The following is a 23,758-nucleotide window of genomic DNA, read 5'->3' as shown; positions in this document are numbered from 1 at the left end:
CCGATGCGCCTCCGGCCGTCCCCCATCGCCCGCCCGATCGGTTGGTTCTGACGGGAAGTGCCGTGCGCCCGTTCCCCGGTTGGGCAGGATTCCCCCGAGGAGGTGCCGTCGTGCAGGACACCCGCGCTCTCGCCCTGACGTTCGAGGTGAGCGGCCTGCCCCCGGTCAAGACCGAGGCCCTGTCCATCTTCGCCGCCGGGCACCGGCAGGCGACGAGGGTCCGCACCCTGCTCCAGGCCGCCTGCACGGCGGCCCAGCGCACCGGGTGGACCCCGCTGACCGGGCCGGTCGAGGTGGACCTGACCCTGCGCTGTCCGCCCGGGCACCGCACCTCCGACGCCAGCACGCTGCTGGGCGGCGTGTGCGCGGTGCTCCAGGACAAGAAGCGGGTCTCCACCATCGGTCTCGCCCACCTCGGGGTGCTGGTCGACGTCGCGCTCTGGGCCGACGACCGGCAGATCCGCCGGCTGTCGTACGCCGAGGAGCCGGCGGAGGAGTTCTCGTATCTGGTCCGGGTGTCGGCCGTACCGACGATGGTTTGACCGACGTCCGCGGTGGGGTACCGCGGACGCCGAGGAAGGGAGTGCCGATGTCGGAGCCACATGTCACGCTCGATCCGAGCGGGCTCGACCCTGTGCAGCAGAAGCTGCGCGGCCCGCTGGAGGATCAGCTGACCTCGGCCCTGCAGGCGGCCGCCGACCGGATCCGCGCCGGCTACGCGGGCGAGCCGGTGGAGGACGTCTGCCGTCGGTTGCTCGACGAGACCCGTTCCGGCCTGCACCCGGACATCGCGGCCGGCTTCCAGCCGGACATGGACGAGTTCTGCCGGGTGGCGGTGGCGATCGTGCGGGGCGAGCTGACCTGAGCCGGCGACGGCACAGGATCTGAGTACGCGTACCGATGGCGGGTCCGCCCGCGGCGACGAGAATTCTCCCGTGCGAACTCGAATCATGATCGTTCTTGCCGTGCTCGGGCTGGCCGGGCTGATGGCGACCAGCGGTTGTTCCCTGCGGCAGAGCATCTGCGGCGGCGACGAGTACCCGGTGATCGCGGTCGGCCCGCAGGGCGGCAGCTCCTGCGTGCCGGACGGGGAGGAACCGACGCCGCCGTACGTGCGCTACCCGGAGGGCAAGGAGCCGAAGCACGTCGACGACGAGTGGGACGTCTACTGGCGTACCCACGGCATCGACGAGAACAACACCATCATCGACCGCTGAGGCGGGGCCGCGTCAGCTCCGCCGCACGTCGACCGAGACGATGTGGGTGCCGTCGGGGCGGTCGCCCTCCCCCAGCCGCACCGGCAGCCGGCCGCCCTCGGGCGGTCGCAGGCCGAGCCCGAAGCTGAGGTGTCCCTCGAAGTCGCCGGCCACGGCCCATCCACGCAGCGTCGGGAAGCGGATCGCCGCCGGCGGCAGGTCGGCCGTCGGGCCGCCGCGGGCGTCGTGCGCCTGGGCCGGATCGAACCGCACCGACAGGTACGCCGTGCCGGGCAGCGTGACCGGCGCGCCCCGCCCCTCGGTCACGACCTGCGGCACGTAGGCGACCTCGTAGGACGGGGTGGGTCCACGGAAGGCGAACGTGATCCGGCTGAACCCCTCCGCCGGGTGGTCGCCGACGTCGACCGCCACCAGGACGGGCAGCGGTTCCCCGGGCGGCGGGGTGACCGGCACCCGTACCCGGTGGGCCACCCGGACCGGCCCGCCGGGCACCGCCCAGCCCCAGGTGACGCGCCAGGATCCGGCGGTCGACGCGGCCTCGGTCGGCACGGGCGGGGTGGGCGTGGCCTCCGGCGCCTCGGTCGCGGCCGGCGCGGACGGCGGCGCGGCCGTCGGGGTGGGCGCCGTGGACGCGCCGTCGTGGCCGGTCGCCGTGCAGGCCGCCGCGAGCAGCACGACCAGGCCGGCGAGCAGCGGTACGCGCTGAGGAGTCATGACTCAGTGTCGCTCCGTGACCGGCCCGCGCACCAGAGGCGTCCCGTCCCCGATTCCGGCCCCGCCTCGGCCGTCAGGCGGCGCGCGGGTCGAACCGCTGCTCGGTCGTCTCGCGGACGGACACCTGGCCCACCGCGGCCAGTTCGGCCGCGTAGTCGCTCACCAGCGTCGGCAGCCGGTAGTCGCCGTGCCCGTCCCGCTGCGCCAGGTGCGCGTCGACCAGGTCGTCCAGGGCGCGGTGCACCCGCTGCGGGGAGACGCCGAGCTGGTCCGCGGCCGTGTGCACCGGTGTGCCCGGCCGCGCGGCGAGCAGTTCGAGCATCCGGCCGGCCAGTTCGTCGTCGGAGCGGACCACCGCCACGCCGGCGGCCAGGCTCGCCCGCACCGACAGGTCCTCGTAGGCCAGCAGGTCCAGCCGGCCCCGCCCGTCACCCAGCTCCGCGACGAGAGTGGACACCGGCGCCCCGGACCGCCGGCCCAGCCGGGCGCCGGCGATGCGCAGGGCGAGCACCGAACCGCCGCAGATCCGCACCAGATCGGCGGTGGCCGCCGGCTCGGCGGCCAGCCGGTCCGGCCCGGCGAACGTGGCCAGCAGGTCGCGGGCCTGCGCGACCCCGACCGGGCGCAGCGCCACCCGGCGTACGCCGTCCAGGCTGCCGAGGTGCCGCTGAGCGACGGTGATCAGCGCCGGGCCGGGGCCGGCGGGCAGCAGCGGACGCACCTGCGATGCCCGGGTGACCCCGTCCACGACGAGCAGCAGCCGGCGGCCGGCCGCCAGGGAGCGGAACCAGCCGGCGCGCTCGTCGGTCTTCTCGGGGACGTCGGCGGCCGGCACGCCGAACGCGCGCAGCACCCGGGCCAGCACCTCCCCCGCCGTCACCGAGGTCCGGTAACCGAGGTCCACGAAGACCTGCCCGTCGGGGAACAGGGCGGAGACGGCGTGCCCGGCGCGTACCGCGAGGGCGGTCTTGCCGCTGCCCGGGGCGCCGGTGACGACCACCGCGGCCGGGGTCGCCGCGGTCACCGCAGCCACTACGTCGGCGGTCTCCCCGGTACGCGCGACGTAGGTGAGCGGGTCCGCCGGCAGCTCCCGCGGTACGGTCCAGCCGACGGCGGGGCGAAGGTCCGCGACCGGTGCCGAGGCGGTCACGACGGCGCCTCCCGGCTCGGCGTACGACAGCTCCGGTGCGCGGTCCAGCATCGCCCGGTGCAGCCGGGCAAGTTCCGCGCCGGGTTCGAGGCCGAGCTGCTCGTCGAGGACGGCCCGGGCGTCCCGGTAGACGGTGAGCGCGGCCGGCACGTCCCCGCACCGGTAGAGGGCGAGCATCAGGTGCCCCCAGGCCCGTTCCCGCAGCGGGTGCGCGGCCAGGTGCGCGCGCAGGTCGGACAGGAGGTGGGCGTGCTCACCGGCGGCCAGCCGTGCCTCGGTCAGTTCCTCGAAGACCTGTAGCCGCTGCTCGTCGAGGGCGGCCCACCGGTTGTCCAGCGCGGTGCTCCGGGGCAGGCCGTCACCGGCCGGGCCCCGCCACCAGGCCAGGGCGGACGTGAGCGTGTCGATCGCGCCGGCCGGATCGGCCGACGCGAGCAGTGACCGCCCCTCCCCCGCCAGCCGCTGGAACTCGGTCACGTCCAGCTCGTGCGGCGCCAGCCGCAGCTCGTACGCCTGCGGACGGGCGAGCAGCCGGTCGCCGACCGTGCGCCGCAGGCCGGCGGCATGGGTACGGAGGTTGGCGGTGGCGGACGTCGGCGGGTGGTCGGACCAGACCATCCGGGCCAGCCGGGGCAGGGAGACGGAGTGGTTCGCCTCGATCGCCAGCCCGGCCAGGACGGCCCGTCGTTTCGCCGCGCCGGGCGTGACGGTCTCGCCGTCGACGCACAGCTCCACCGTGCCCAGAAGCCGAATCTGAAGTTCCATCGCGCCGCTCCCCGTAGACCCTAGACGCGCCGCCCACGCTAAGCGCCCACTTCGCGGCCAACAAGGGGCGAACCGGACAATTAAGCGTGATGAATGTCAATGTGGTTGGCGGTGTGTCGAGGTAACAGAAATACCGCTGGGGACGCTTCGGGTTGCTCATACCGGGTGACGGGAGGCAGAGGCCGGCCCTTCCGGTCCACGGAGGTCCCGGCGCCGTCGCGGTACCCGGCATCCGCAGCGTACATACCGCCCGCCTGGTGCGCCTCGGGTCACCGGTACGAGTGTGCGTACAGCAGTTCCATGCGCTCGCGGCCCTCACGTCGAGCCCTGTCCCGAATGGCGTCTGCGCCCTCTCCCGCGAGCAGGTCGGCGATGTCTTGCAGCATCCGGCCGCCGTACTGCTGGGGCTGGTAATGGCCGGACCAGTTGTCATAGGACGTGATCTTGCCGTTATTGGCGGTGAACCGACCCGCCATGAGCACCGGGTTGGGTCGCCCGGCGGCGTCGAATTCCGCCAGGCTCATGTGACCGGGCCAAACGTCCTGGTCCCACAGGTCGGCGAAGTCATCGTCGTGCAGGGCCCGTACCCCGTACGGACGCCACTGCACCTGAGTCCGTTCTTACGGCCTTGAATGCAGCCTACTCGCGGACCCCCACAGATAATACGCAGGAATCCCTCGCTGCAGACCTGAACGGTAGAGCCCGATACCGCGCACAGGCAGCTTGTCTCCCACGAACGGCGCCTGCGCGTCAGCCGCCCGCCACAGCAGTTCGTCGAGGGTGAAAGCGGTGCGATCCTCAGCCTCGATGCGGACGGCCCTTTTCTGCCCGCCCCGGCTCGAAAAAGGGTACAGGTACAGCTCGGAGGCAGTCACGGAAGTGTCGCCATCCTTGTTCAGGCAATCAGCGAAGCCTGCGGTTTCCGCAAGTAGTCGCACGGTTCCGGGCGCTTGCTTCGGCCAGTCCACATCGGCGCAACACCCCGCCGAAAGGGGTAGGTCAGGCCGGTGAATCCCGGACTCCCCAACCGTGAGCGGCCCCGTTCGGACATAGGTCGCCCTTTTCGACAGAGCTGAGAGCGTGGCGGCGTAATAGTCGACGCGCCCTCTCCTGAGATCCTTCAGGTCCGTCATGCGCCGAGGTCGAACTGGGAGGGCTCCATGGGCTGAGCATAATGCAGTAGCCGCGCCCGGGACAGATCTCACGCTCTGCGGTAGGACAGACAATCGATAGAACGAAAAGTTGTCGGCCCGGCACGAACTCGCCCGCCCCTGCAGCAGGAAGTCCGCGCCAGCGGTACCGGCGCAGACTTCCTGATTGTCATCTGCTCAACGAGGTCCTACAAGCTGCACAACCGGTTGCACGGCCCAGCGCAACCCGAATATCCTCCTTGCCACGTGCATGCACTGGGGTCCTGCAGCCGCAACGCGTCCTGTCTCTTCCCCGACAAATCGTGGAAATCCCGGAAGCGGGGCGGGATCGAGAATCCGAGCGCACGCTCGGCAGCCGAGAAGCCATCGCCGGCCTCGACCCCACCCCAGCGTCCGTTGCGGACCCGGCACCCCGGGACACCTGAGAAGCGAAGCGACCGCAGAGCCCGCGATTCGGGCGCCGTGATGCTCTCAGCGCGGCATCGCCTCACGAACGAGCCTCTTCTGAAAAGCGATCGTCTCCACGCACCTGGCATTAGCCCGCTCAGCCTCCTCAGTCCACTCCGGCACTTCTTCTCGATCGAGAAGACCTTCGTAACAAAAGGAAAGAACACCGTACAGGACTTCGCCGGTGAGGCCGTCGGGTGCATCGGCACAGGCCAGCAGAGCCGACATCAGGTGCGAGGTACCGGGCTCCTCCGCCAGATCCAGCACATCCTCGTACTCGTCGAGCACATCGTCGGAGAGCTCGATCCTGTCCAGGCCGGCAGCCACCGCTTCGCGCCCGGCCACCATACCTCGATCCAGGTAGTCGCGAACTTCCTCCACCTCGATCCGACCCATTGCATTGCGGGTCCACTCCATAGCCGCCATTGCAAGAGCGAGCCTTTGTGGAGGCTGAATATTCTGCAATTCACCCCGCAGCGGCTGCATCTCCCGATCCCAGAGTAGCACCTGGTCCTCCAGTTTCTATAGCCACGTTACGCAAATCCGAACCAACACGGCGGGCAATTTCGACCCGACTGGAGGCGGCAGCGGCTGATGACATGACCGCTCCATTTACCAGGCTGCACGGCCACTGCGGGCATGGCACCGATCATACCTAACCCGACAACGACCTGCTCACCTGCACACCGGCACCCGCGAACCTTCCTTGCGCAGCACACGACTGGTCGTCGGCACCCGGCAGCGAAAAAACGTGAGACCCGCGTGCCGGCCGTCGCCTCCCTGAATGTGGGCGGCGACGGCCGGCACGGATCCAGCCAGAGTTGTCAACCAGTGATGTGGAGCTAACCTACGCCGGCCCCCCATCTACCAACGACCCGGATATTCGGGTACTTACCACTCCCGATTCTGCCGCCACAATCCTGGCCCGGCTTGCCGGTTGGCCGCACCGTGCCACAGGGAATTCTTGAGGTAGCGATACGTCCGTTGGACCCAACCCTGCCCCTGTCGACGGCATTCAGCAGAATCTGCTCGGCATCCGTCTGGTTAGGGCCCCGCAGATCCGATCCGGCCACTCGCCGGTATCCGAGCTGCTCTGCAAGAGCCCGAGCATCCGGATTGGTGTTGTTTCGATTAACAGTGTAGACAAGTTCTCCATTCAGGTGGCCCGTACTCACCGTCGTCCCGTTGTACGCACGGTCCCCGTACCTGGTACGCCAGGTCTCAGCAATCGCGTCGGCGTCATCCTGGAGCTGTGCATCCGTCTTGGTCGGACAGGCATCGTTGTGGGCGAGTACGGGGGTTTCGCCGACCAGGACGTAGTAGGTGTGCTGTCCATCGACGGTGAAGTTGTGTACTCGCTGGATCTGGGTCTTGTGCCGGATGGCAGAGATCTGGACCCAGGTGCCCGACGACGTCTGGAGCCAGGCGCCGGCCTTGAGCTGGCCGGCGGTGACCCAGACCCCGGAATCCGGCAGGTAGAACCGGTGACCATCAGTGGCCACGATGGTGCCGGTCTTGTCGCCGGACTTGCCGTCGGTGTCCACGACGATGGTCACGAGCTTCTTGACCCCGCCACCCGGGATCAAATGGGTGACCGGACGGACCTGCCGGTCGCCCGACTCGACGTCGGGGGCGAGGACCCGGTCCCCGACCTTCACGTCCTCGATCGCCTTGGTCGAGCCGTCGGCCAGCAGCACCCTGGTGCCCGGCACGAAGCTGTTGCACTTCGTCGGTTTGGCCGGGGTCTCGGTCTTCGGCTTCGGCGTGTTGGTCGGCAACGCCTTCGAGGCGTCGGTGGTCGCCTCGACGCCCTTCTTGACGTCGTTGGCGGTGTCGATGCCGTCGGCGATCTTCTTGCCGGTCTTGGCGAGCTTCGCCGCCGTCACCGCGTTGCCCGCCAGCGGGATCGCCGAGGCCATCGACAACGCCGCGTCGACGTAGTTGCCCTCGGCCGCGTACCAGATGCCGTTGGCGACGTCGGCTACCTCACCGACCACCGGCACCATGCCGACCACGTCCAGGGTGGCGTGGCCGATGTCCGACCACGACATCCCGAACAGGTGCCCGTCCAGCTCGATGAAGCTGATCGGGTTCCCGCCGGCGAACGCGTACCGGTTGCCGGTGAACGGATCCATGGCCAGACCCATGTCCGCCATCGCGCCGCCGTAGGTGTCCCGCGTCAGGAACCGGTTCAGACCCGGGTCGTAGTTGCGGAAACCCATGTCGTACGTGCCCGAACCGGCGTCCCACCGGGAGGCGTTGAACCGGAACGCGTTGTACGGCTCCTCGCCCTCCGGCTGCGCGCCCGGCTTGTCCACACCGGTGAACTGCGACGAGTCGTCCTTGCCGTAGGCGGTGTACCCGTACGTCGCCCGGGTCTTGCCGTCCTCCTTCGTGATGCCGATGACGTCGCCGCGCGGCCGGTAGATGAACTGCGAGTACTCCCGCGCCCCGTCGTCCTTGTGCTTGATCTGGGTCAGCTGCTGACCCCACGGCGCGTACTGGTACGACTTCGTCGCCTTGCCCGCGACCTCCTCGCGCAGCACCTGGTTGTCCATCCCCAGGTACGTGAACAGGGTGGTCTTGCCGGCCGTCGTCTGCGACACCGTCCGGTCGAACGGGTCGTACACGTAGGTGGTCGACTTGGCGTTGGCGCCGACGCCCGCTGTGGTCTTCGCGGTCCGGTCGAAGCCGTCGTAGTAGTACTTCTGCGCCCGCTGGCCACCGACCGACACCGTGTCGAGGCGCCCGAGCGGGTCGTAGTTGTACGTCGAGGTCACACCCGCCGTGGTGGTCGAGTGCAGCCGGTTCCGGTCGTACTTGCTGGTGCTGGTCGTCCCCCCGACGGTCTGCGACACCGTGTTGCCGTTGGCGTCGTAGGTGTAGGTCTCCGTGGAGGTGCTGTCACCGGTCTTGTCCAGCTTGGCGATCCGGTCCTGCGGGTCGTAGCTGAAGACGTACGTGTTGTCGATGTAGTCCGACGAGTTGTCGGCGTTCATCAGCTTCAGCACGTCCCGCGACGGGTGCCCGTTCGCCTGGTACTGGAGGTTGTGCTCGGCGACAGTGGCGCCGCCGGACGTCTTCTCCAGCTGACGCTTGGTGGCGCCGTCGAGGTAGTACTCGAAGTCCACCGTGTTGCCGTTGGGCTTGGTCTGCTTGAGCACCTGCCCGCGGTTGGTGTAGGTGAACGACGAGACCTGCTGGTTGCCGGCCGTCGGCGAGTCGGCGTTGGTGACCTTGGCGACCATGTCCCGCGGGTCGTACTCGATCTTCGACCAGGTGAGGTCGTGGGTCGAGGTGAGCGGGTTGCCGTTGTCGTCGTAGGTCAGCGCCGTGGTGTTCTTCGCGCTCGTGTCGTCGAGCCCGGCGAACTCCTTCACCGTGGAGATCTGGTTGAGCTGGTCGTACGCGATGTCGTACCGGCCGATCTTCGCGCCCGGGCTGAGGTCCTTGACCTCGACCATCATCCCGTTCGGGTTGTACCGGTAGGTGAACTCCTTGCGCTCGTTGTCGACGTCGGCGGAGTTGTCCCGCACCAGCTTTACCGCGTCGGCCAGCACCTTGCCGGTCGCCTGGTCGGTGACGGTGATCTTCTGGACGCCCTCCTCCTTGAAGGAGTAGCTGCCCAGGCTGATCCAGGCGCCGGTGTTCTGCGTCTGGTTCACCGTCTTGGTGACGCTGCCGCCGTCGTGTGTGACGGTGAACTTCGCGTCCGTCGCGGCGCCGGTGACCTGCGGGTGCCGGACGAACACCTCGTACGTGCCGTCACGCGGGATGGTCAGCTGCCAGTTGAACTGCGCCGACCCGCTGCCGGCCGGGGCGCTGGAGACGTCGTAGCCCCACTGCCCGGTGGCGGCCCCGTTGGTCCAGGTGCCCTGCGAGGCGGTGTTGTTGGAGTCGGTGTTGTCGACCAGGACCACGTCCCTGCCGACCGGCAGGCCGTCCTCCGACCGTCCCTTCTCGTTGCCGGACTGGTAGTACTGCCAGGTCATCGTCCGCGTGGTCGACCCGCCGGCCGAGCTCAGCGTGTTCTTGGTCTGCTGGCCCAGGTCGTTGTAGTCGTAGGAGTTGACGATGTCCCACGGGTCCTTGGACGTCCTGGTCCACCCGTTGTCGTAGTAGCTGTACTCGGTGTCGTTGCGGACCGTCTGCCCGTCCGACGGCGGCGCGCTGACCTTCGTCAGATTGCCGATCTCGTCGTAGCTGTAGAAGGTCTTGTCGGGCTTGTCGTAGCGGCTGTCGTCCTTGTCGTAGGACGACCACTCCTCCTTCTTGCGGTTGAGCGCGTCGTAGACGGTCACCACGGAGAAGTCGTCGGCGTCGTCGGTGGTGTCCACCCCGCGCGGGGTGATCAGCTTCGTCTGGTTGCCGACCTGGTCGTACTCGTACTTGGTGGTGCGGTACGTGACGGTGCCGGAGCCGTCCTTGCTGTGCGGCACCTTCGACTCCACCAACGCGCCGCGGGCGTCGTAAGTCGCCAGCGACTCGTTGCCGTCGGCGTCGGTGGTGCCGAGCGTCAGGCCGTCCTTGTCGTAGCGGGCGGTGGTGAACTTGCCTGCCGCGTCTGTGGTCTTCACGACCCGGTGGTTCAGGTCGTACTCGTACTTCGTGGTGAAGTCGTCCGCCTCGCTGGCGGTCTTCTTCGCGTCGTACAGCACCGTGACGTTGCCGACGTTGTCGTACTCCGACTTCACCTTCTGGCCGAGGCCGTTGGTGACCTCGGTCGGCTGGTAGATCGCGTCGTACTTCGTGGTCGTCGTGTAGTCGCCGGCCGTCGAGGTCAGGTTGCCCTGCGGCTCGGTGACGGTCAGGACGTTGCCGACCTTGTCGTACGTCGTGGTCGTCCTGCGCTCCGGCTCCGCCGTGTTGGCCGGCTCGTCCTTCGGGGCGAGCGACTCGACGACCTGGTCCGCCTTGTCGTAGACGGAGGTCGACACCGCACCGTTGGCCGCGTACGCCGTGGTGATGTTGTCGTTCAGGTCGTACACCGGGGCCTTGGTGGTGATGAAGCGGTTGGCCGCCGCGTCCATCGGTTCCACCTTGGTGGTGGGCCGGCCGAACGTGTCGTACGCCTGGGTCACCTTGGCGTTCTTGCCGTTCTTGACCTCGGTGACGTTGCCCCGGTCGTCGTACGTGAAGTACGACTTGCCGGTACCGGCGTCGGTGACGGTCGTCGGGTAGCCGCTCGGGTGGAACGGGCCGTACCCGGTGGTGTTGCCGTTGGCGTCCCGGGCGCTGAGCAGCTGACCCCACTCGTCGTAGGTGTTGACGCTCGTGTAGTCGCCGTCGGCCGGCGTGGTGTTGCCGACCGGGTCGGTGACCGTCGCGACGTCGCCCTCACCGGTGTACGTGAAGGTCCACTTGCGGCCCTCGGAGCTGGTCTTGCTGACCACTTCGGCCACGTGACCGTTGAGCTGACGCTGGTAGGTCAGCACGGTGCCCGGCCAGCCGTTCTTGACCGCCTCCGCGTCCCGGATCTGGGTCGGGTAGCCGGTCTTGGGGTCGAACGCCCAGGTGGAGACCGCGGTGTTGGCCTCCTCCAGCCGGACGACGTTGTGGTCGTCGTCCCAGCCGGTCTTTGTGACCTCGTTCTTGGCGTTCGTGGTCTGGTACGCCCGGCCGTAGCCGTCCAGCAGGTACTGGGTGGCGTGGTTCTCCGCGTCGGTGACCGTGGTGTCGATGTTGCTGCCCTGCGGGCCGTCCGGGTCGACGTAGGCGAACTGGGTGAGATGGGTGAGCCGGTCGGTGTAGGACTTGGTGGTCCAGTGGAACTTCGGGTCGTCCCCGGTCTGCGGGTAGTTGTAGACCAGGCTGGTCGGGTTGCCCCGCGGGTCGGTGACCTTGACCAGCTTGACGTTCTTGTTGCCCTGGGTCATGTCGTAGGCGAACTTGAACGTCTTCGGCGTGCCGTTCGTCGACCCGGCGCCGTCGATCAGCTCACCGAGCAGGCCCTTGTCGGTGTAGGTGAAGGTGAGCTTGCGCCCCGAGACGTCGGTGATCTGCGAGATGTGGTCGATGATCTTCGGGTTGGTCAGGTTCGTCGCGCCGGAGACCCGCGTCCAGGTGGTGTCGTTGATGTAGTCGTACGTCTGGCCCTTGGCGTAGTAGTCGATGGTGAGGGTGATCCGGCCGGTCGGGTCGGTGATGTACCGCAGGAACTTCGTCGGCTTGTTGTTGGACTTGCGCTCCTCGTAGGTGAAGAGCATCTCGTTGCCGTTGTTGTCGACGACGCTCGACAGGAAGCCCTCGCAGTCGTAGAAGAACTGCGTCCGGTCCGGCCGGGTGAGCACCCACGCCTTCGGCTCGTCGGTGTTGGGCTTGCAGTCCACGCTGCCGTACTTCTGCAGGTAGAGGTGCACACCCTTCGGGCTCTTCCACTCGTTGGCGGTCGCGTCCCAGGTGAACCGGTGGCTGGTGCCGTCACCGTCGGTCAGGGTGACCTTGGTGGGGTTCGGGTTGGGGTGGAAGTCCAGCGGGGCGCCGAGGCGCATCATCGACGACGCCTGCAACGACCAGCCGTACCCGGCCACCGTGTCGGTGGTGTCCAGCGAGTTGTAGGACATCCGGACGAACGTCGACAGGCCCCGGGACGGGTTGTTGAACGCGTTGTACGACCAGACCGTGTTGCCGGAGTACAGGTTGTTCATCAGGGTGCCGCCGGCGCCGGTGTTCTTCCCCGCGTACGAGTAGAACTTCTCCAGGCCGAGCTGGTCGGAGGTCGGCTCCTCCACCGAGATGTTCTGCGGCAGCGCCGGGATCGACGCGGTCTCCGACAGCTTCTTGCCGGTGAGCTTGTTGCGCAGGTCCCACTGCAACACGTAGTCCGTGCGCTCGTTGCCCTCGGTGGACGACGGTGGGGTCTTCACCTGCGCGGACACGTCGACTGTGCCGCCGGCCGGAACGCTCTTCGGCAGCGCTGTCCGCAGCTCGTAGGCGGCGTCCGCGCCGTCGGTGACCCCGTCGGCCCGCTTCCAGTCGTAGGCGAGTTCCCAGTCGGTCGGGTTCCACGCCGTGAGCGTCGGGTTCGACAGCGTCACCGGCACCGTGTACGTCGAGTCGGCGGTCGCCAGCGCCGGGGTCGAGGCCGCGTAGTACGTCGACTCCGCGGTCTGTTCCAGGTAGGTGACCTCCAGCGTGGGCCGCAGCAGCGGCTCCTGCGCCTCGGACGACAGCAGCACCGCCCGCGCGGTCTGGTTCGCCTCGTCGCGCTGCCGCAGCAGCAGGCCGAAGTTCTTCGTCGGGTCCTTGACCCAGCCGTCGGCCGCGGGGGTCACGTCCCAGGAGGCCCACTTGGGGTCGTTCGTGAACTGGTTGTAGCTCGCCTTCCAGGTGGTGTCGTAGTCACCGCCGGCGGTGGTCCACGCGTTGGTGCCGTCGTAGGTGTTCCACGTCGCGCCGGTCTCGGTGAAGTTCCTGGTCAGCTTGTGGACGTCGACGTACTCGTCGGTGTCGGTGCCCGGGTAGAGCCCACTGTTGTACAGCCGCAGGTCGGCGTCGACGACCTTGGCGTTGGCCGGGATGCCGGTCAGCGCCGGGAACTTCACCAGACCGCGGGTGTCCCCGTAGTAGGACGAGTTGTTGCCCGGGCTGACGTACGGGTCACCGTCGTAGACGTCCACGTTCTCCGTCGGGCGGGCCTGGGAGAGCGTGGTGTCGGTGGTGCCGGTGCGGTAGATCCGGGTGATCTGGCCCGCCTTCGGCAGGATCGCCGACTGGGTGGGTCCGGCCACGACCTGCCCGTCGCGGGTCTTCACCGCGACCATGTAGTAGTAGAACTTCCGCGCCAGCGGGTCGGTGTTGTCCGCCGCCGTCGGGATCGCCGTGGTGTCCTGATACGTACGGGTGCTGGTGGACACCGGGGCGATCAGGGTCGCCGCCGACGGGGTGAAGTTCTGGTAGATGCTGCGGTGCACCTGGTACTCCACCGCGTCGTCAGCCGTCGACGACGACGGGTCGACGTACGCCGGCCAGTCCAGCACCGCGCCGGTGGAGGTGAGCGTCGTCGGCGGGCTGACCGCCACGCCCGGCCGGCCGTACGTGATGACCAGCTTCGGCAGGTTGTAGTCCCGGCGGGCGTTGTTGTACGCGTACTCGGAGGCCTCGAAGACCGGGCCGCCGCGGCCCTTGTCCGCCTCGTCGACCGCCTTGACCATGAAGCCGTTGTTGGCGTAGGTGCCGTTCACCCAGTCCTGCACCACATTGCGCACCGGGAACGTGCTCCACACGTTGGAGACCGACGCCTTCTTGGTGGCCGCCCCCCACTTGGTGAACCGCACCGCGTCGGCGATCACCGACTTGCCGGACACGTCCCCGAGGACGACCTTGCCGGTGGTGCCGGCCGCGAACGGGTGCACACCGAGCGTCTTCCACTCGCCGCGGGCGCTGCCGGTCTGGTCGACCGTGTACGTCTTCGACCCGCCGTTGTAGTGCACGGTGTACGGCGCGTTCGTCGGCCGGTCCGCCTCCGACACGTAGTGGACCTCGACCTGGTAGTTGCCGGCCTCGGTGATGGTCGGCACCCAGGTGTGGGTGTGCCCGGTGGTGGCGTCGTTGTTGTAGCGGTAGTCGCCGTTGACTGCGAGCCCGGTCAGCGCCGTGTTGCCCGAGTACGACCAGGTGCCGGACACCGAGGTGCCGACGTCGCCGTCGTCCTGCGTGACCATGTTGCCGGCCGGCTGGGCGGCCATGTTGGCGTTCATGTTCGCCCAGGTCGCGGTGCTCTCGCTCCACGGCTGGGTGACCCGGCGGGCCTCCATCGCCACGTCGAAGCCCCACGCGTGGTGGGTCTGCGAGTAGTACATCTGCAGCTGCGCGTCGTCGATGGGCGTGTTCCGCGCGATCGAGCCGACGTCGAACTTGACGAGCGTGCGGTACGCGTTCGACGCGTCCGTGCCGACCTTCAGCTGGTAGGTGTCGTTGTAGTTGGTGGTCGTGGCGCCGGAGTAGATCTGCACGTCCTGCGCGTCGGTGGGCACCGGCTGCAGCTTGATCGTCGGGTCGATCACCACCGGGTAGACCCGGGCCCGGTCGGCCAGCCAGCCCGCGTCGGCGGTGATGGTGACGGCCGACGTGTCACCCGACCGGGTCACCTTCTGGGTGACCTTGTCCGACCACACCTTGCCGTGCGGGGAGGACTTGTCGTCCTTGCTGTCGTACATGAAGGGCGCCGGCATGACGAACACCGGGGCGCCGCCGTCGCGGCCGACGAACGCGATCGACCCGTCCTCGCGCTGCTGCGCGGTCAGGCCCGCCGTCTCCAGCGTGAAGGTGTAGGAGACCGGCCCGGTCGGCGCCTGCCGCAGGACGATCTTCTCCTTCAGCGCGGTGCTGGTCACGTCGTAGACCACGTCCGCGCCGCCGGCCAGCCCCGGGTACGTCACGGTGGAGCCGGACACCTTCGGGCTGACGCTCCGGGCGGCGCCCGGCAGGCCCAGCTCGATGGTGCGGCCGTCGCGCTCGAAGCGCACCAGGTCGTCCGAGCTGTCACCGAAGAGGCTGGTGAACGCGTTGGTCCGGTTGCCCTGGACGTATCCGGGCTCGTCCACCGGCCGGACCCTGGTGTCGATCGGCCGCCAGGTGCCCCTGCCGTCCTTGTAGTGCAACGGCACGGCGGAGATCTCCGCCTGCAACCGTCCGTCGGAGAGCTGGTAGACCCGGGCGTTCTCGGTCCGCTTGCCGGCCACCTCCCGGACCCGCTTCTGCGCCGGCCACTTCCGGCCGGCGGCGGGCTTCTCGTTGCGGTACAGCCCGGCGCTGACCACCTCGGGCTTCGCCCGGTCGCCACCACCGGCGACCAGGCCACGGGCGGCGTTGCCGAGGCGGTCCAGCAGTCCGCTGTCGTCGTTCTTCCCGCTCGGCGCGGCCTGCTCTGTCGTGGCGGGGTCGCGGTCCGGCAGGACCGCCGCCCCGCCCAGCGTGGCCACCATGGCCAGCGCCAGGCCCCCGATCAGGGCGCCTCGTGATGGTCTCCTCACCCGTTACCCTCCGGTCAACTCCGGTGACAGGACGGGTGAAGGCTAGGAACACCACATACACGCCGAACTATTTGTCAGCTACTTCCCAGCCTGCGTCGGGAGTGCGGACGGCCGGCCCGGGAGCAGGCAGAACCGGCCCGCCGGCGGCGGGCGGGCGCATCGATCGCGAAGGGTGGCGTGACGGGAGGCGCGGCCCGCGACGGCAGGGCCGGACGGGTCAGGACCGGGTCCGCAACTCCCCGGTCCTGACCCCGGCCGTCCGGTTGGGTAGCGGTCTGCGCCGCGGGAGCGCGGCAGGCGTGGCACGACGCCTTCCGCCGGGCTCCGCACGGCGAGCCGGTCTGCCCGCACTCAGCTCCACGGTGCTCTTACCACCGGACTCCGGTGCGCCCCCGTCTCACCCCGACGAGGCGTGGGCGCCGGCTCAGGTTAGGCGCGTCCGCGCAGGCCGGACAAGCGATGACCGGCGGCTGCGCTTGTGATTGATGTCTATGCGGAATTGCGGCATGTCGGCGTAACGGGGTCAGCCGGTTTCGCGCTGTTCGACTTCGAGACGCGGACTGCGCCCGGCCGGCCGCGGCGGGACGGTCCGGGCCGCGACGGCCCCGGCGACGAGCGCCAGCGCGGCCACGTGCAGCGCCCGTACGCCCGCAGGCGCGGGCACACCCGCCGCCGGCAGCGCGGGCATCAGCAGCGCACCGAGCCCGGTGACCGCCAGCGCCACGCGCCAGAACACGTTCGGGTTCGCCTCCGGCGCCGGTCCGCGTACGCCGCCCGCCCGCAACCCGCGGCGGGCCTCGTGCACGGCCAGGACGACCACCAGCAGCCCGCCGGCGAGACCGGCCACCACGTCCACGAAGCGGTACCAGTACACGCCGGTCACGGCGTGGAAGTCGGCGATCCCCAGCAGCCGGGGCAGCCGGTCGCTGTCGCTGACCCGGTCCCACCCCACGTGGCTGAACGCGCCGATGAGCGCCGAGCAGACGGTCACCTGCCAGGGGTGGCGGACCCGGGCCAGCGTCACGTACCAGGGCCAGCCGCACAACCGCTGCCCGGGCAGGTGCACCGCGATGCCGGCGACCACCCTGCGCACCACCCAGGCGTACACGAGGGCGACCGGCAGGCACCACCAGAGCAGGCCGCCGAGCGTGTGCGTCCGCAGGTCCCGGGCCAGCGACGTGCCGGTGAACAGGTACGCGACGTCCGGCGCCACCGCGCCGGTGCACAGCGCCACCCCGTCGAACCAGCCCGGGCGCCACCGTTTCAGCGGCAGCACCGGCGCCAGGTGCGACGGGAAGGTCAGCGGCACGTCCCGGACGTTACCGGCCCGCTCAGAAGTGCTGGACCAGGTCGGGGAACGCGGCCAGCCGGATCACCCGCTGGTCGGACGGGTCCAGCTCGTCGTGCTCCAGGACCCAGGTGTTCTCGTTCGGGATGAAGACCGCGTTCATCCCGGCGGCCCGCGCGGGCAGGATGTCCGAGCGCGGCGAGTTGCCGATCATCCAGGCGGCGGCCGGGTCGAAGGCGTGCTCGCGGGCCAGCCAGCGGTACGTGTCCGCGTCCTTCTCCGGCACGATGTGCGCGGCGCGGAAGTGGTGCAGCAGCCCGCAGGCGTCCAGCTTGCGCTGCTGCTCCTCGCGCTCGCCCTTGGTCAGCAGCAGCAGTTCGTGCCGCCCGGCCAGGTCGTCGAGCGTCTCGGCCACGCCCGGCATCAGCTCGACCTGGTGGCCGACCAGCGCGGCGGCGAGCTGCTCGATCTCGGCGCGCTCCCGCGCGGTGGCCGGACGCTCGCGCAGCTTCTCCAGGCACTCGCCGAGGCTGCGCAGGAAGACCTTGCTGCCGTAGCCGTGCGCGACGGCGTTCGCGCGCTCGATGTCGTCGAGCACCGCGCGGATCCGGGACCGGTCCAGCGTGGGGTGGTCGAGCCAGGTGAGGAAGTCGTCGATGACGCGCTCGAACAGGACGTTGTTCTCCCAGAGCGTGTCGTCGGCGTCGAAGACCAGCACGGCGGCGTCCCGGCGCGACGGCATCGCGTCCCCCTCCCCCTCGCGGACCTCGCACACCGTACTGCCCGGTCGCCGGACGGGCCACGCGGATTATCCGGTCGGCGGCCCGTTACCGGCGGCTACCCGACTGCGGAATCCCTGGTCCGACGGCATGCTTCGGCCATGACGATCTCACCCGATCATCCACCTGGACGACGGCGACGGCGGCGCGCCGCCGTCGCGGTGGCCGCGACGCTCGCCGTCGCGGGCGCGGCGCTGCCGGGATCCCCGGCACTGGCCGTCAACGCCTCACACACCACAGTGGTCGGCACCAACCCGGTCGACTGGACGCCGCACGCGCTGGACGGCACCGTCCACCGCATCCTCCAGATCGGCAACCGCGTGTACGTCGCAGGCACGTTCACCAAGGTGCGCAACGCCGGCCAGTCGGCCCAGCTGGCGATGCCCCGCCTGGTGGCGCTGGACGCGACCACCGGCCGGATCGACACCACGTTCCGGCCGCAGGTCAACGGCGCGGTCAAGGCGCTCGCCGCCGCGCCGGACGGCCGTTCGCTCTACATCGGCGGCGCGTTCACCACCGTCAACGGCACGGCGGCGTCCCGGCTGGCCCGGATCGACGCGGCCACCGGCGCCCGGGTCGCCGGTTTCACCACGCCGGCGCTGAACAACCAGGTGAACGACATGCGCCTGGTCGGCAACCGGCTGATCGTCGGCGGCGCGTTCCAGACCGTCGGCGGGGTGACCCGGCGTGCCCTGGCGGCGGTGAACGCCACCACCGGTGCGGCCGACGTGTCGGTCAACCTGAACCTGGCCGGCCCGCGCAAGACCACGTCCGGTGCCACCGCGCCGGTGAAGGTCGAGGCGCTGGACGTCTCCGCCGACGGCACCCGGCTGGTGTTCGCGGGCAACTTCAGCACGGTGGCGGGCGTGGCCCGGCACCAGCTCGCGGTGGCGAACCTGTCCGGCGCGGGCGCCACGCTCTCCGGCTGGGCCACCGACCGCTACCAGCCGCAGTGCGCGCGGTCGATGCCGTCGTACCTGCGCGGGGTGGACATCTCCCCGGACGGCACCTGGTTCGCGGTGGTCACCACCGGCGCGGCCTTCCCGGGCACGCTCTGCGACACCGCGGCGCGGTTCGAGTTCGGTACGGCCACCGGCGGCAAGCAGCCGACCTGGGCCAACTACACCGGCGGCGACACGCTGCTGTCGGTGGCGGTGACCGGCGCGGCGGTCTACGTCGGAGGTCACCAGCGCTGGCTGGACAACCCGCAGGGCCGCAACTCGGCCGGTCCGGGCGCGGTGTCCCGGCCGGGCATCGGGGCGATCCACCCGACCACGGGCAAGGCGCTGCCCTGGAACCCGACCAAGGACCGGGGCGTCGGCACCCAGGAGCTGTACGCCACCGACCGGGGCCTGTGGGTCGGCAGCGACACCGTGACGGTGGCCGGCGAGTACCACGCCCGGCTGGCGTTCCTGCCGCTGCCGTGAGCGCGTGGGGCGCGGCGGGGCTTCCCCGTCGCGCCCCACGCGTCAGCGGCGCAGCGTGAGGATCCGGCGCGTCAGCGGCGCAAGGTGAGGATCAGGTCGGCGACCAGCGCGGTCCAGCCGGTCTGGTGCCAGGCGCCCAGACCGGCGCCGTTGTCGCCGTGGAAGTACTCCGGGAAACAGATCAGGTCGCGCCAGTCCGGGTGGGTCTGGAACAGCTGCGCGGCCCCGTAGATCGGCCGCCGCCCCCAGTCGTCGCGGGTGAACAGGGAGATCAGCCGCGCGGACAGGTCGTCGGCGATCTCGTCGAGCGTGCGCTTCACCCCGGACCGGGTCGGGTACTCGACCTGGAGGTCGTCGCCGAAGAACGCGGCGTAGTCGCGCAGCGCGCTGATCAGCAGGAAGTTCGTCGGCATCCAGATCGGGCCGCGCCAGTTGGAGTTGCCGCCGAACAGGCCGCTGGTCGACTCGGCCGGTTCGTAGCCGACGCTGAACTCCTGCCCGCCGAGCGTGACCGTGAACGGCTTGTCCAGGTGGGCCCGGGACAGCGTGCGCAGCCCGTACTCGGAGAGGAACTCGTCGGTGTCGAGCATCCGGGCCAGCAGCCGCACCACCTGGTCCGGCGCGACCATCGACAGCAGGCGCTGCTGGCGGCCGTCCGGCCCGAGCCGGCGGGCGCCGATCACCTCGGCGTACTCGGGGCGGTTGGTGAGGAACCAGCGCAGCCGCGCGCCCAGCTCGGGCAGGCGGCGCATGGTCCGGGCGGTCAGCCGGGTGACCGCTGCCAGCGGCAGCAGCCCGACCACCGAGCGGACCTTCAGCGGCACCTTCGTGCCGTCGGCCAGACGCAGCACGTCGTAGAAGAACGCGTCCTCGGCGTCCCAGAGCCCCTGGTGGTACGCCGCCGCGGCGATGTAGGCGAAGTGCTCGAAGAACTTGGTGGCGGTGTCCACGTACGCGCGGTCGTGCTCGGCCAGCACGATCGCCATGTCGAGCAGGTTGAGCGCGTACATGGCCATCCAGCCGGTGCCGTCGGACTGCTCCAGCGTCCCGGCGACCGGCAGCGCGGCCGAGCGGTCGAACGGGCCGACGTTGTCCAGCCCGAGGAAGCCGCCCTCGAAGACGTTGTTGCCGCCGGTGTCCTTGCGGTTGACCCACCAGGTGAAGTTGAGCAGCAGCTTGTGCATGACCCGGGCGAGGAACTCGTGGTCGCGGGCGCCGTCGATCTCGAAGACCTTCAGCGCCGCCCAGGCGTGCACCGGCGGGTTCACGTCCCCGAACGCCCACTCGTACGCCGGGATCTGCCCGTTGGGGTGCAGGTACCACTCGCGCAGCAGCAGCAGGATCTGCTCCTTGGCGAAGCCCGGGTCGACCCGGGCGATGGTGACGCAGTGGAAGGCCAGGTCCCAGGCGGCGTACCAGGGGTACTCCCACGGGTCCGGCATGGAGATCACGTCGAAGCTGTTCATGTGCCACCAGGCGCTGTTGCGCCCGTGCCGGCGGCCGGCCGGCGGCGGCGCCGAGCCGGGGTCGCCGGCCAGCCAGCGTTCGACGTCGAAGTGGTAGAACTGCTTGCCCCACATCAGCCCGGCGATGGCCTGGCGGGCGACCAGCGCCTCGTCCGGCGTGGCGGCGGCCGGGATGACGCTGTCGAAGAACCGGTTCGCCTCGGCCCGGCGCGCCCACAGCACGGTGTCGAACCCGTCACCCAGGTCGGCCGGGGCCGGTGGCGCGGCGGCCGGCGGCGGCGCGGTACGGGTCAGCCGCAGCCGGATCTGCCGCTGCTCACCGGCCGGCACGTCCAGCACGTAGTGCAGCGCGCCCTTCGTGCCGGTGCGGTCCGGGTTGACGGTGGCCGCGCCGGTCACCACGTGGTCGTTGATGCCGTCCTTCGGGTACGCGGACCGCCCCGGCAGCCCCCACAGCCGCTCGGCGTTGGTCTCGTTGTCGCACAGCAGCGGCACCGGGTCGCCGTCGCCCTCCAGCAGGAGCTGGCCGAGCACCCAGTGCCCACCGACGAGCCGGGCGCCCGCCCGCTCCCCGGCCGCCTCGCCGGTCAGCTTCGGCATCCGGTCGGTGCCGGGCAGCCCCCACGCCCAGGTGTTACGGAACCACAGCGTGGGCAGCACGTGCAGCGTCGCGTCCTCGTCGCCCCGGTTCGCCACGGTGACCAGCACGCACATGTCCGTCGGGGACGCCTTGGCGTAGTCGACGGTGACCGCCCAGTACCTGTCGTCGTCGAAGATGCCGGTGTCGACCAGCTCGTACTCGGTGTCGTCGCGGCCGCGCAGCGCGTTCACCGCGACCAGCTCGTCGTACGGGAACGCGGCCTGCGGGTAGTGGTAGCGCCAGCGCATGAAGGAGTGCGTCGGGGTGCTGTCGAGGTACCACCAGTACTCCTTGACGTCCTCCCCGTGGTTGCCGCCGTCGCCGCCGAGGCCGAACATCCGCTCCTTGAGGATCGGGTCGCGCCCGTTCCACAGCGCGAGCGCGAAGCAGAACGTCTGCCGGTCGTCGCAGACGCCCGCCATGCCGTCCTCGTTCCACCGGTACGCTCGGGACCGCGCGTGGTCGTGGGGGAAGTAGTCCCACGCCGTGCCGTGTTCGCTGTAGTCCTCCCGTACCGTCCCCCACGCCCGCTCGGACAGATAGGGGCCCCATGCGCGCCAGTCCTGCTCCCCGGCGTCGGCCTGGGCGAGCCGGTGCCGCTCGGGGTCGGGGGACGCGGAGGTCGACCGGTCGGTGATCACTGGCACATCTTCGACGCCGCCGGGGTACTTCTCCACAGCGGCCATTGTCGTCGTGGCATGTCACACCTCGCTGCCGGTGGAGGAAAGTTGATCGACATCCGTTTCGGGCCGCGGGTCTGCGGCGAGCTGTCCGCCGCCGCCGCGCGGGAATGGCTGGTCACGGACGGGCGCGGCGGGTACGCCATGGGCACCGTCGCCGGGCTGCGCACCCGCCGGTACCACGGGCTGCTCGTGGTGGCCGCTGACACGCCGGCGTCCCGCAAGGTGGGACTGGTGAGCCTCGACCCGGCGGTGACGCTGCCGTCGGGGCGGCAGGTCCGCCTGGGCGCGCACGAGTGGTCCTCCGGCGTGGTCGACCCGCGCGGCTTCGAGCTGCTGGAGCACTTCGACCTGGCCGACGGGGTGCCGCGCTGGCGGTGGCGCATCGGCGACGTGGTGATCGAACGCGAGATCGCCATGACGTACGGCCGCTCCTGCGTGGCGGTGGTGCACCGGCTGATCTCCGGCGGCCCGGTGCGGCTGGACCTGGCCGCGGCGTGCACCTGGCGCGACGCGCACGGCGAGCGGCGCGCCGACGGTCCGGCGCCCCGGCTGGAACCGGCGGCCGGCGGCGCGGTGGTCGACGGCGCGTACCGCCTGGCCGGGCCGGACTGGACCCCGGAGGGGCAGTGGTGGCACGGGGTCCGCCACCGCACGGAGGCCGAGCGCGGCCTGCACCCGGACGAGGACCTCTGGTACGCGGGCCGGTTCACCGGCGCGCTCGACGAGCCGGGCGCGACCGTGTCGGTGCTGGCCTGGGCGGACGACCTGGCCGAGGAGCCGCCGCCGGCGACCGCCGTGGTCGAGGCGGCCCGGCGGCGCAGCCGGGCCGTGGTGGCCGCGGCGAAACCCGGCGACGCGGTCGAGGCGACGCTCGCGCTGGCCGCCGACGCGTTCGTGGTACGCACCGCCACCGGCCCGGACGTGGTCGCCGGCTACCCCTGGTTCGGGGCCTGGTCGCGGGACACGATGATCTCCTACGAGGGCCTGTTCCTGTGCACGAACCGGGCCGACGAGGGCCGGGACCTGCTGCGGGCGTACGCGGCCACGCTGAACGGGGGCATGCTGGCGAACACGGCCGACACCGGCCGGGTCGAGTACAACACCGTCGACGCCACGCTGTGGTTCCTGCACGCGGTCCACCGGCACGTCACAGTCACCGGCGACACCGACCTGGGCGACGAGCTGCTGCCCGCGCTGCACGGCGTGGTCGAGGCGCACGTGGCGGGCACCCGGTACGGCATCGGCGTCGACCCGGCCGACGGGCTGCTGGCCCAGGGCGGCCCGCCGGACGTGGCGCTCACCTGGATGGACGCCCGGGTGTACGGGGTTCCGGTGACCCCGCGTACCGGCAAGCCGGTCGAGGTCAACGCGCTGTGGATCAACGGGCTGGCCGGGCTCGCCGAGCTGACCGAGCTGGCCGGGCGCGACGCCACCGCGCTGCACGACCTGCACCGCCGGGCCGTCACCGCGTTCCGGGAGCGGTTCCCCGCCCCGGCCGGCTGGCTCCACGACGTGGTCGACGCGCCGGCGCCCGCGTACCCGCTGGGCGGGGCCGCGCACCACGACGACGACCTGCTGCGCCCCAACCAGCTGCTCGCCTGGTCCCTGCCGCACGCGCCGCTGGAGCCGGACGAGGCCACGCTGCGCCGGATCACCGAGGCGCTGTTCACCCCGCTCGGCCCGCGCAGCCTCGCCCCGGACTCCCCCGGCTTCACCGGGCGGCACCGGGGCGGGCCCGCCGAGCGGGACTCCGCGTACCACCAGGGCACCGTCTGGCCGTGGCTGACCGGGCCGCTGCTCGACGCGTACCGCCGGGCCGGGCTGCCGACCGACGAACTGCTGGTGGGGCTCGTGGGCCACCTCGCCGAGGACGGCCTGGGCTCGGTGAGCGAGACCGCCGACGGCGCGGCACCGCACGCGGCCACCGGATGCCCGTTCCAGGCGTGGTCGGTGGCCGAGCTGCTGCGCGCGCGGCGGATGCGCCGGTAACGCGTTACAGACCGGCAACCGGCGCGTCGCCGCCGGTTATCGACCCCTGGGCAGGATGGGCGGCGACC

At 70.5% G+C, this 23,758-nt stretch carries 13 protein-coding genes; 5 read left to right on the top strand and 8 right to left on the bottom strand.

The annotated features are described in order from the left end of the window. Positions 1–110 precede the first annotated feature (110 nt). The 3 genes from M8C11_RS00300 (at position 111) to M8C11_RS00290 (ending at position 1,217) form a co-directional block, all read left to right on the top strand. The gene (locus M8C11_RS00300; protein WP_120569044.1) at positions 111–542 is read left to right on the top strand and encodes a hypothetical protein; all 432 of its coding nucleotides are present in this window, start codon (positions 111–113) and stop codon (positions 540–542) included. 47 nt (positions 543–589) lie between these two features. Then, positions 590–865, top strand: a complete 276-nt coding sequence (locus tag M8C11_RS00295) for a hypothetical protein (protein WP_026268484.1) — start codon at positions 590–592, stop codon at positions 863–865. A gap of 70 nt (positions 866–935) precedes the next feature. Beyond that, on the top strand, positions 936–1,217 hold the full coding sequence (locus tag M8C11_RS00290; protein ID WP_252447690.1) for an SCO0607 family lipoprotein: 282 nt from the start codon (positions 936–938) through the stop codon (positions 1,215–1,217). A gap of 12 nt (positions 1,218–1,229) precedes the next feature. Here M8C11_RS00290 and M8C11_RS00285 read toward each other — a convergent pair whose 3' ends face one another. The 7 genes from M8C11_RS00285 to M8C11_RS00255 all read right to left on the bottom strand — a co-directional run bounded on the left by M8C11_RS00285 (position 1,230) and on the right by M8C11_RS00255 (position 17,448). Next, complete coding sequence (locus tag M8C11_RS00285; protein ID WP_252447688.1) at positions 1,230–1,931, bottom strand: hypothetical protein; 702 nt, start codon at positions 1,929–1,931, stop codon at positions 1,230–1,232. A 73-nt stretch (positions 1,932–2,004) separates the two neighbouring features. Next, positions 2,005–3,846 carry a BTAD domain-containing putative transcriptional regulator gene (locus M8C11_RS00280; protein ID WP_252447682.1) on the bottom strand — a complete coding sequence of 614 codons (1,842 nt, stop codon included), beginning with the start codon at positions 3,844–3,846 and terminating at the stop codon, positions 2,005–2,007. 269 nt (positions 3,847–4,115) lie between these two features. Beyond that, positions 4,116–4,454 (bottom strand): hypothetical protein, encoded by a 339-nt coding sequence (locus tag M8C11_RS00275; RefSeq protein ID WP_252447679.1) that lies wholly within the window; start codon positions 4,452–4,454, stop codon positions 4,116–4,118. 1,014 nt (positions 4,455–5,468) lie between these two features. Continuing rightward, a complete protein-coding gene (locus M8C11_RS00270) occupies positions 5,469–5,930 on the bottom strand; it encodes a hypothetical protein (protein WP_252447678.1) in 462 nt (153 codons plus the stop codon). Positions 5,931–6,286: 356 nt separating this feature from the next. Continuing rightward, the gene (locus M8C11_RS00265) at positions 6,287–15,418 is read right to left on the bottom strand and encodes a DNRLRE domain-containing protein (protein WP_252447677.1); all 9,132 of its coding nucleotides are present in this window, start codon (positions 15,416–15,418) and stop codon (positions 6,287–6,289) included. 523 nt (positions 15,419–15,941) lie between these two features. Next, positions 15,942–16,727 carry a DUF4184 family protein gene (locus M8C11_RS00260; protein ID WP_252447675.1) on the bottom strand — a complete coding sequence of 262 codons (786 nt, stop codon included), beginning with the start codon at positions 16,725–16,727 and terminating at the stop codon, positions 15,942–15,944. Positions 16,728–16,749: 22 nt separating this feature from the next. Then, entirely contained in the window at positions 16,750–17,448 is a 699-nt protein-coding gene (locus M8C11_RS00255) for an HAD family hydrolase (RefSeq protein ID WP_252447674.1), read from the bottom strand. A 138-nt stretch (positions 17,449–17,586) separates the two neighbouring features. Here M8C11_RS00255 and M8C11_RS00250 point away from each other — a divergent pair, with 138 nt between their 5' ends. Next, complete coding sequence (locus M8C11_RS00250) at positions 17,587–18,912, top strand: hypothetical protein (protein WP_252447673.1); 1,326 nt, start codon at positions 17,587–17,589, stop codon at positions 18,910–18,912. A 71-nt stretch (positions 18,913–18,983) separates the two neighbouring features. Here the strand turns inward: M8C11_RS00250 and M8C11_RS00245 are convergent, their stop codons facing one another. Next, a complete protein-coding gene (locus M8C11_RS00245) occupies positions 18,984–21,704 on the bottom strand; it encodes a glucosidase (RefSeq protein ID WP_252447672.1) in 2,721 nt (906 codons plus the stop codon). Positions 21,705–21,746: 42 nt separating this feature from the next. Between M8C11_RS00245 and M8C11_RS00240 the strand changes: the two genes are divergently transcribed. Then, complete coding sequence (locus M8C11_RS00240) at positions 21,747–23,690, top strand: amylo-alpha-1,6-glucosidase (RefSeq protein ID WP_252447670.1); 1,944 nt, start codon at positions 21,747–21,749, stop codon at positions 23,688–23,690. Positions 23,691–23,758: the final 68 nt, after the last annotated feature.

This window comes from Micromonospora sp. CPM1 (assembly GCF_023896895.1).
In the GTDB taxonomy this organism is placed as follows: Bacteria; Actinomycetota; Actinomycetes; order Mycobacteriales; family Micromonosporaceae; genus Micromonospora; species Micromonospora tulbaghiae.
Note: the sequence above shows the minus strand (reverse complement) of the source record. Positions and strands in the feature narration are given on the sequence as shown.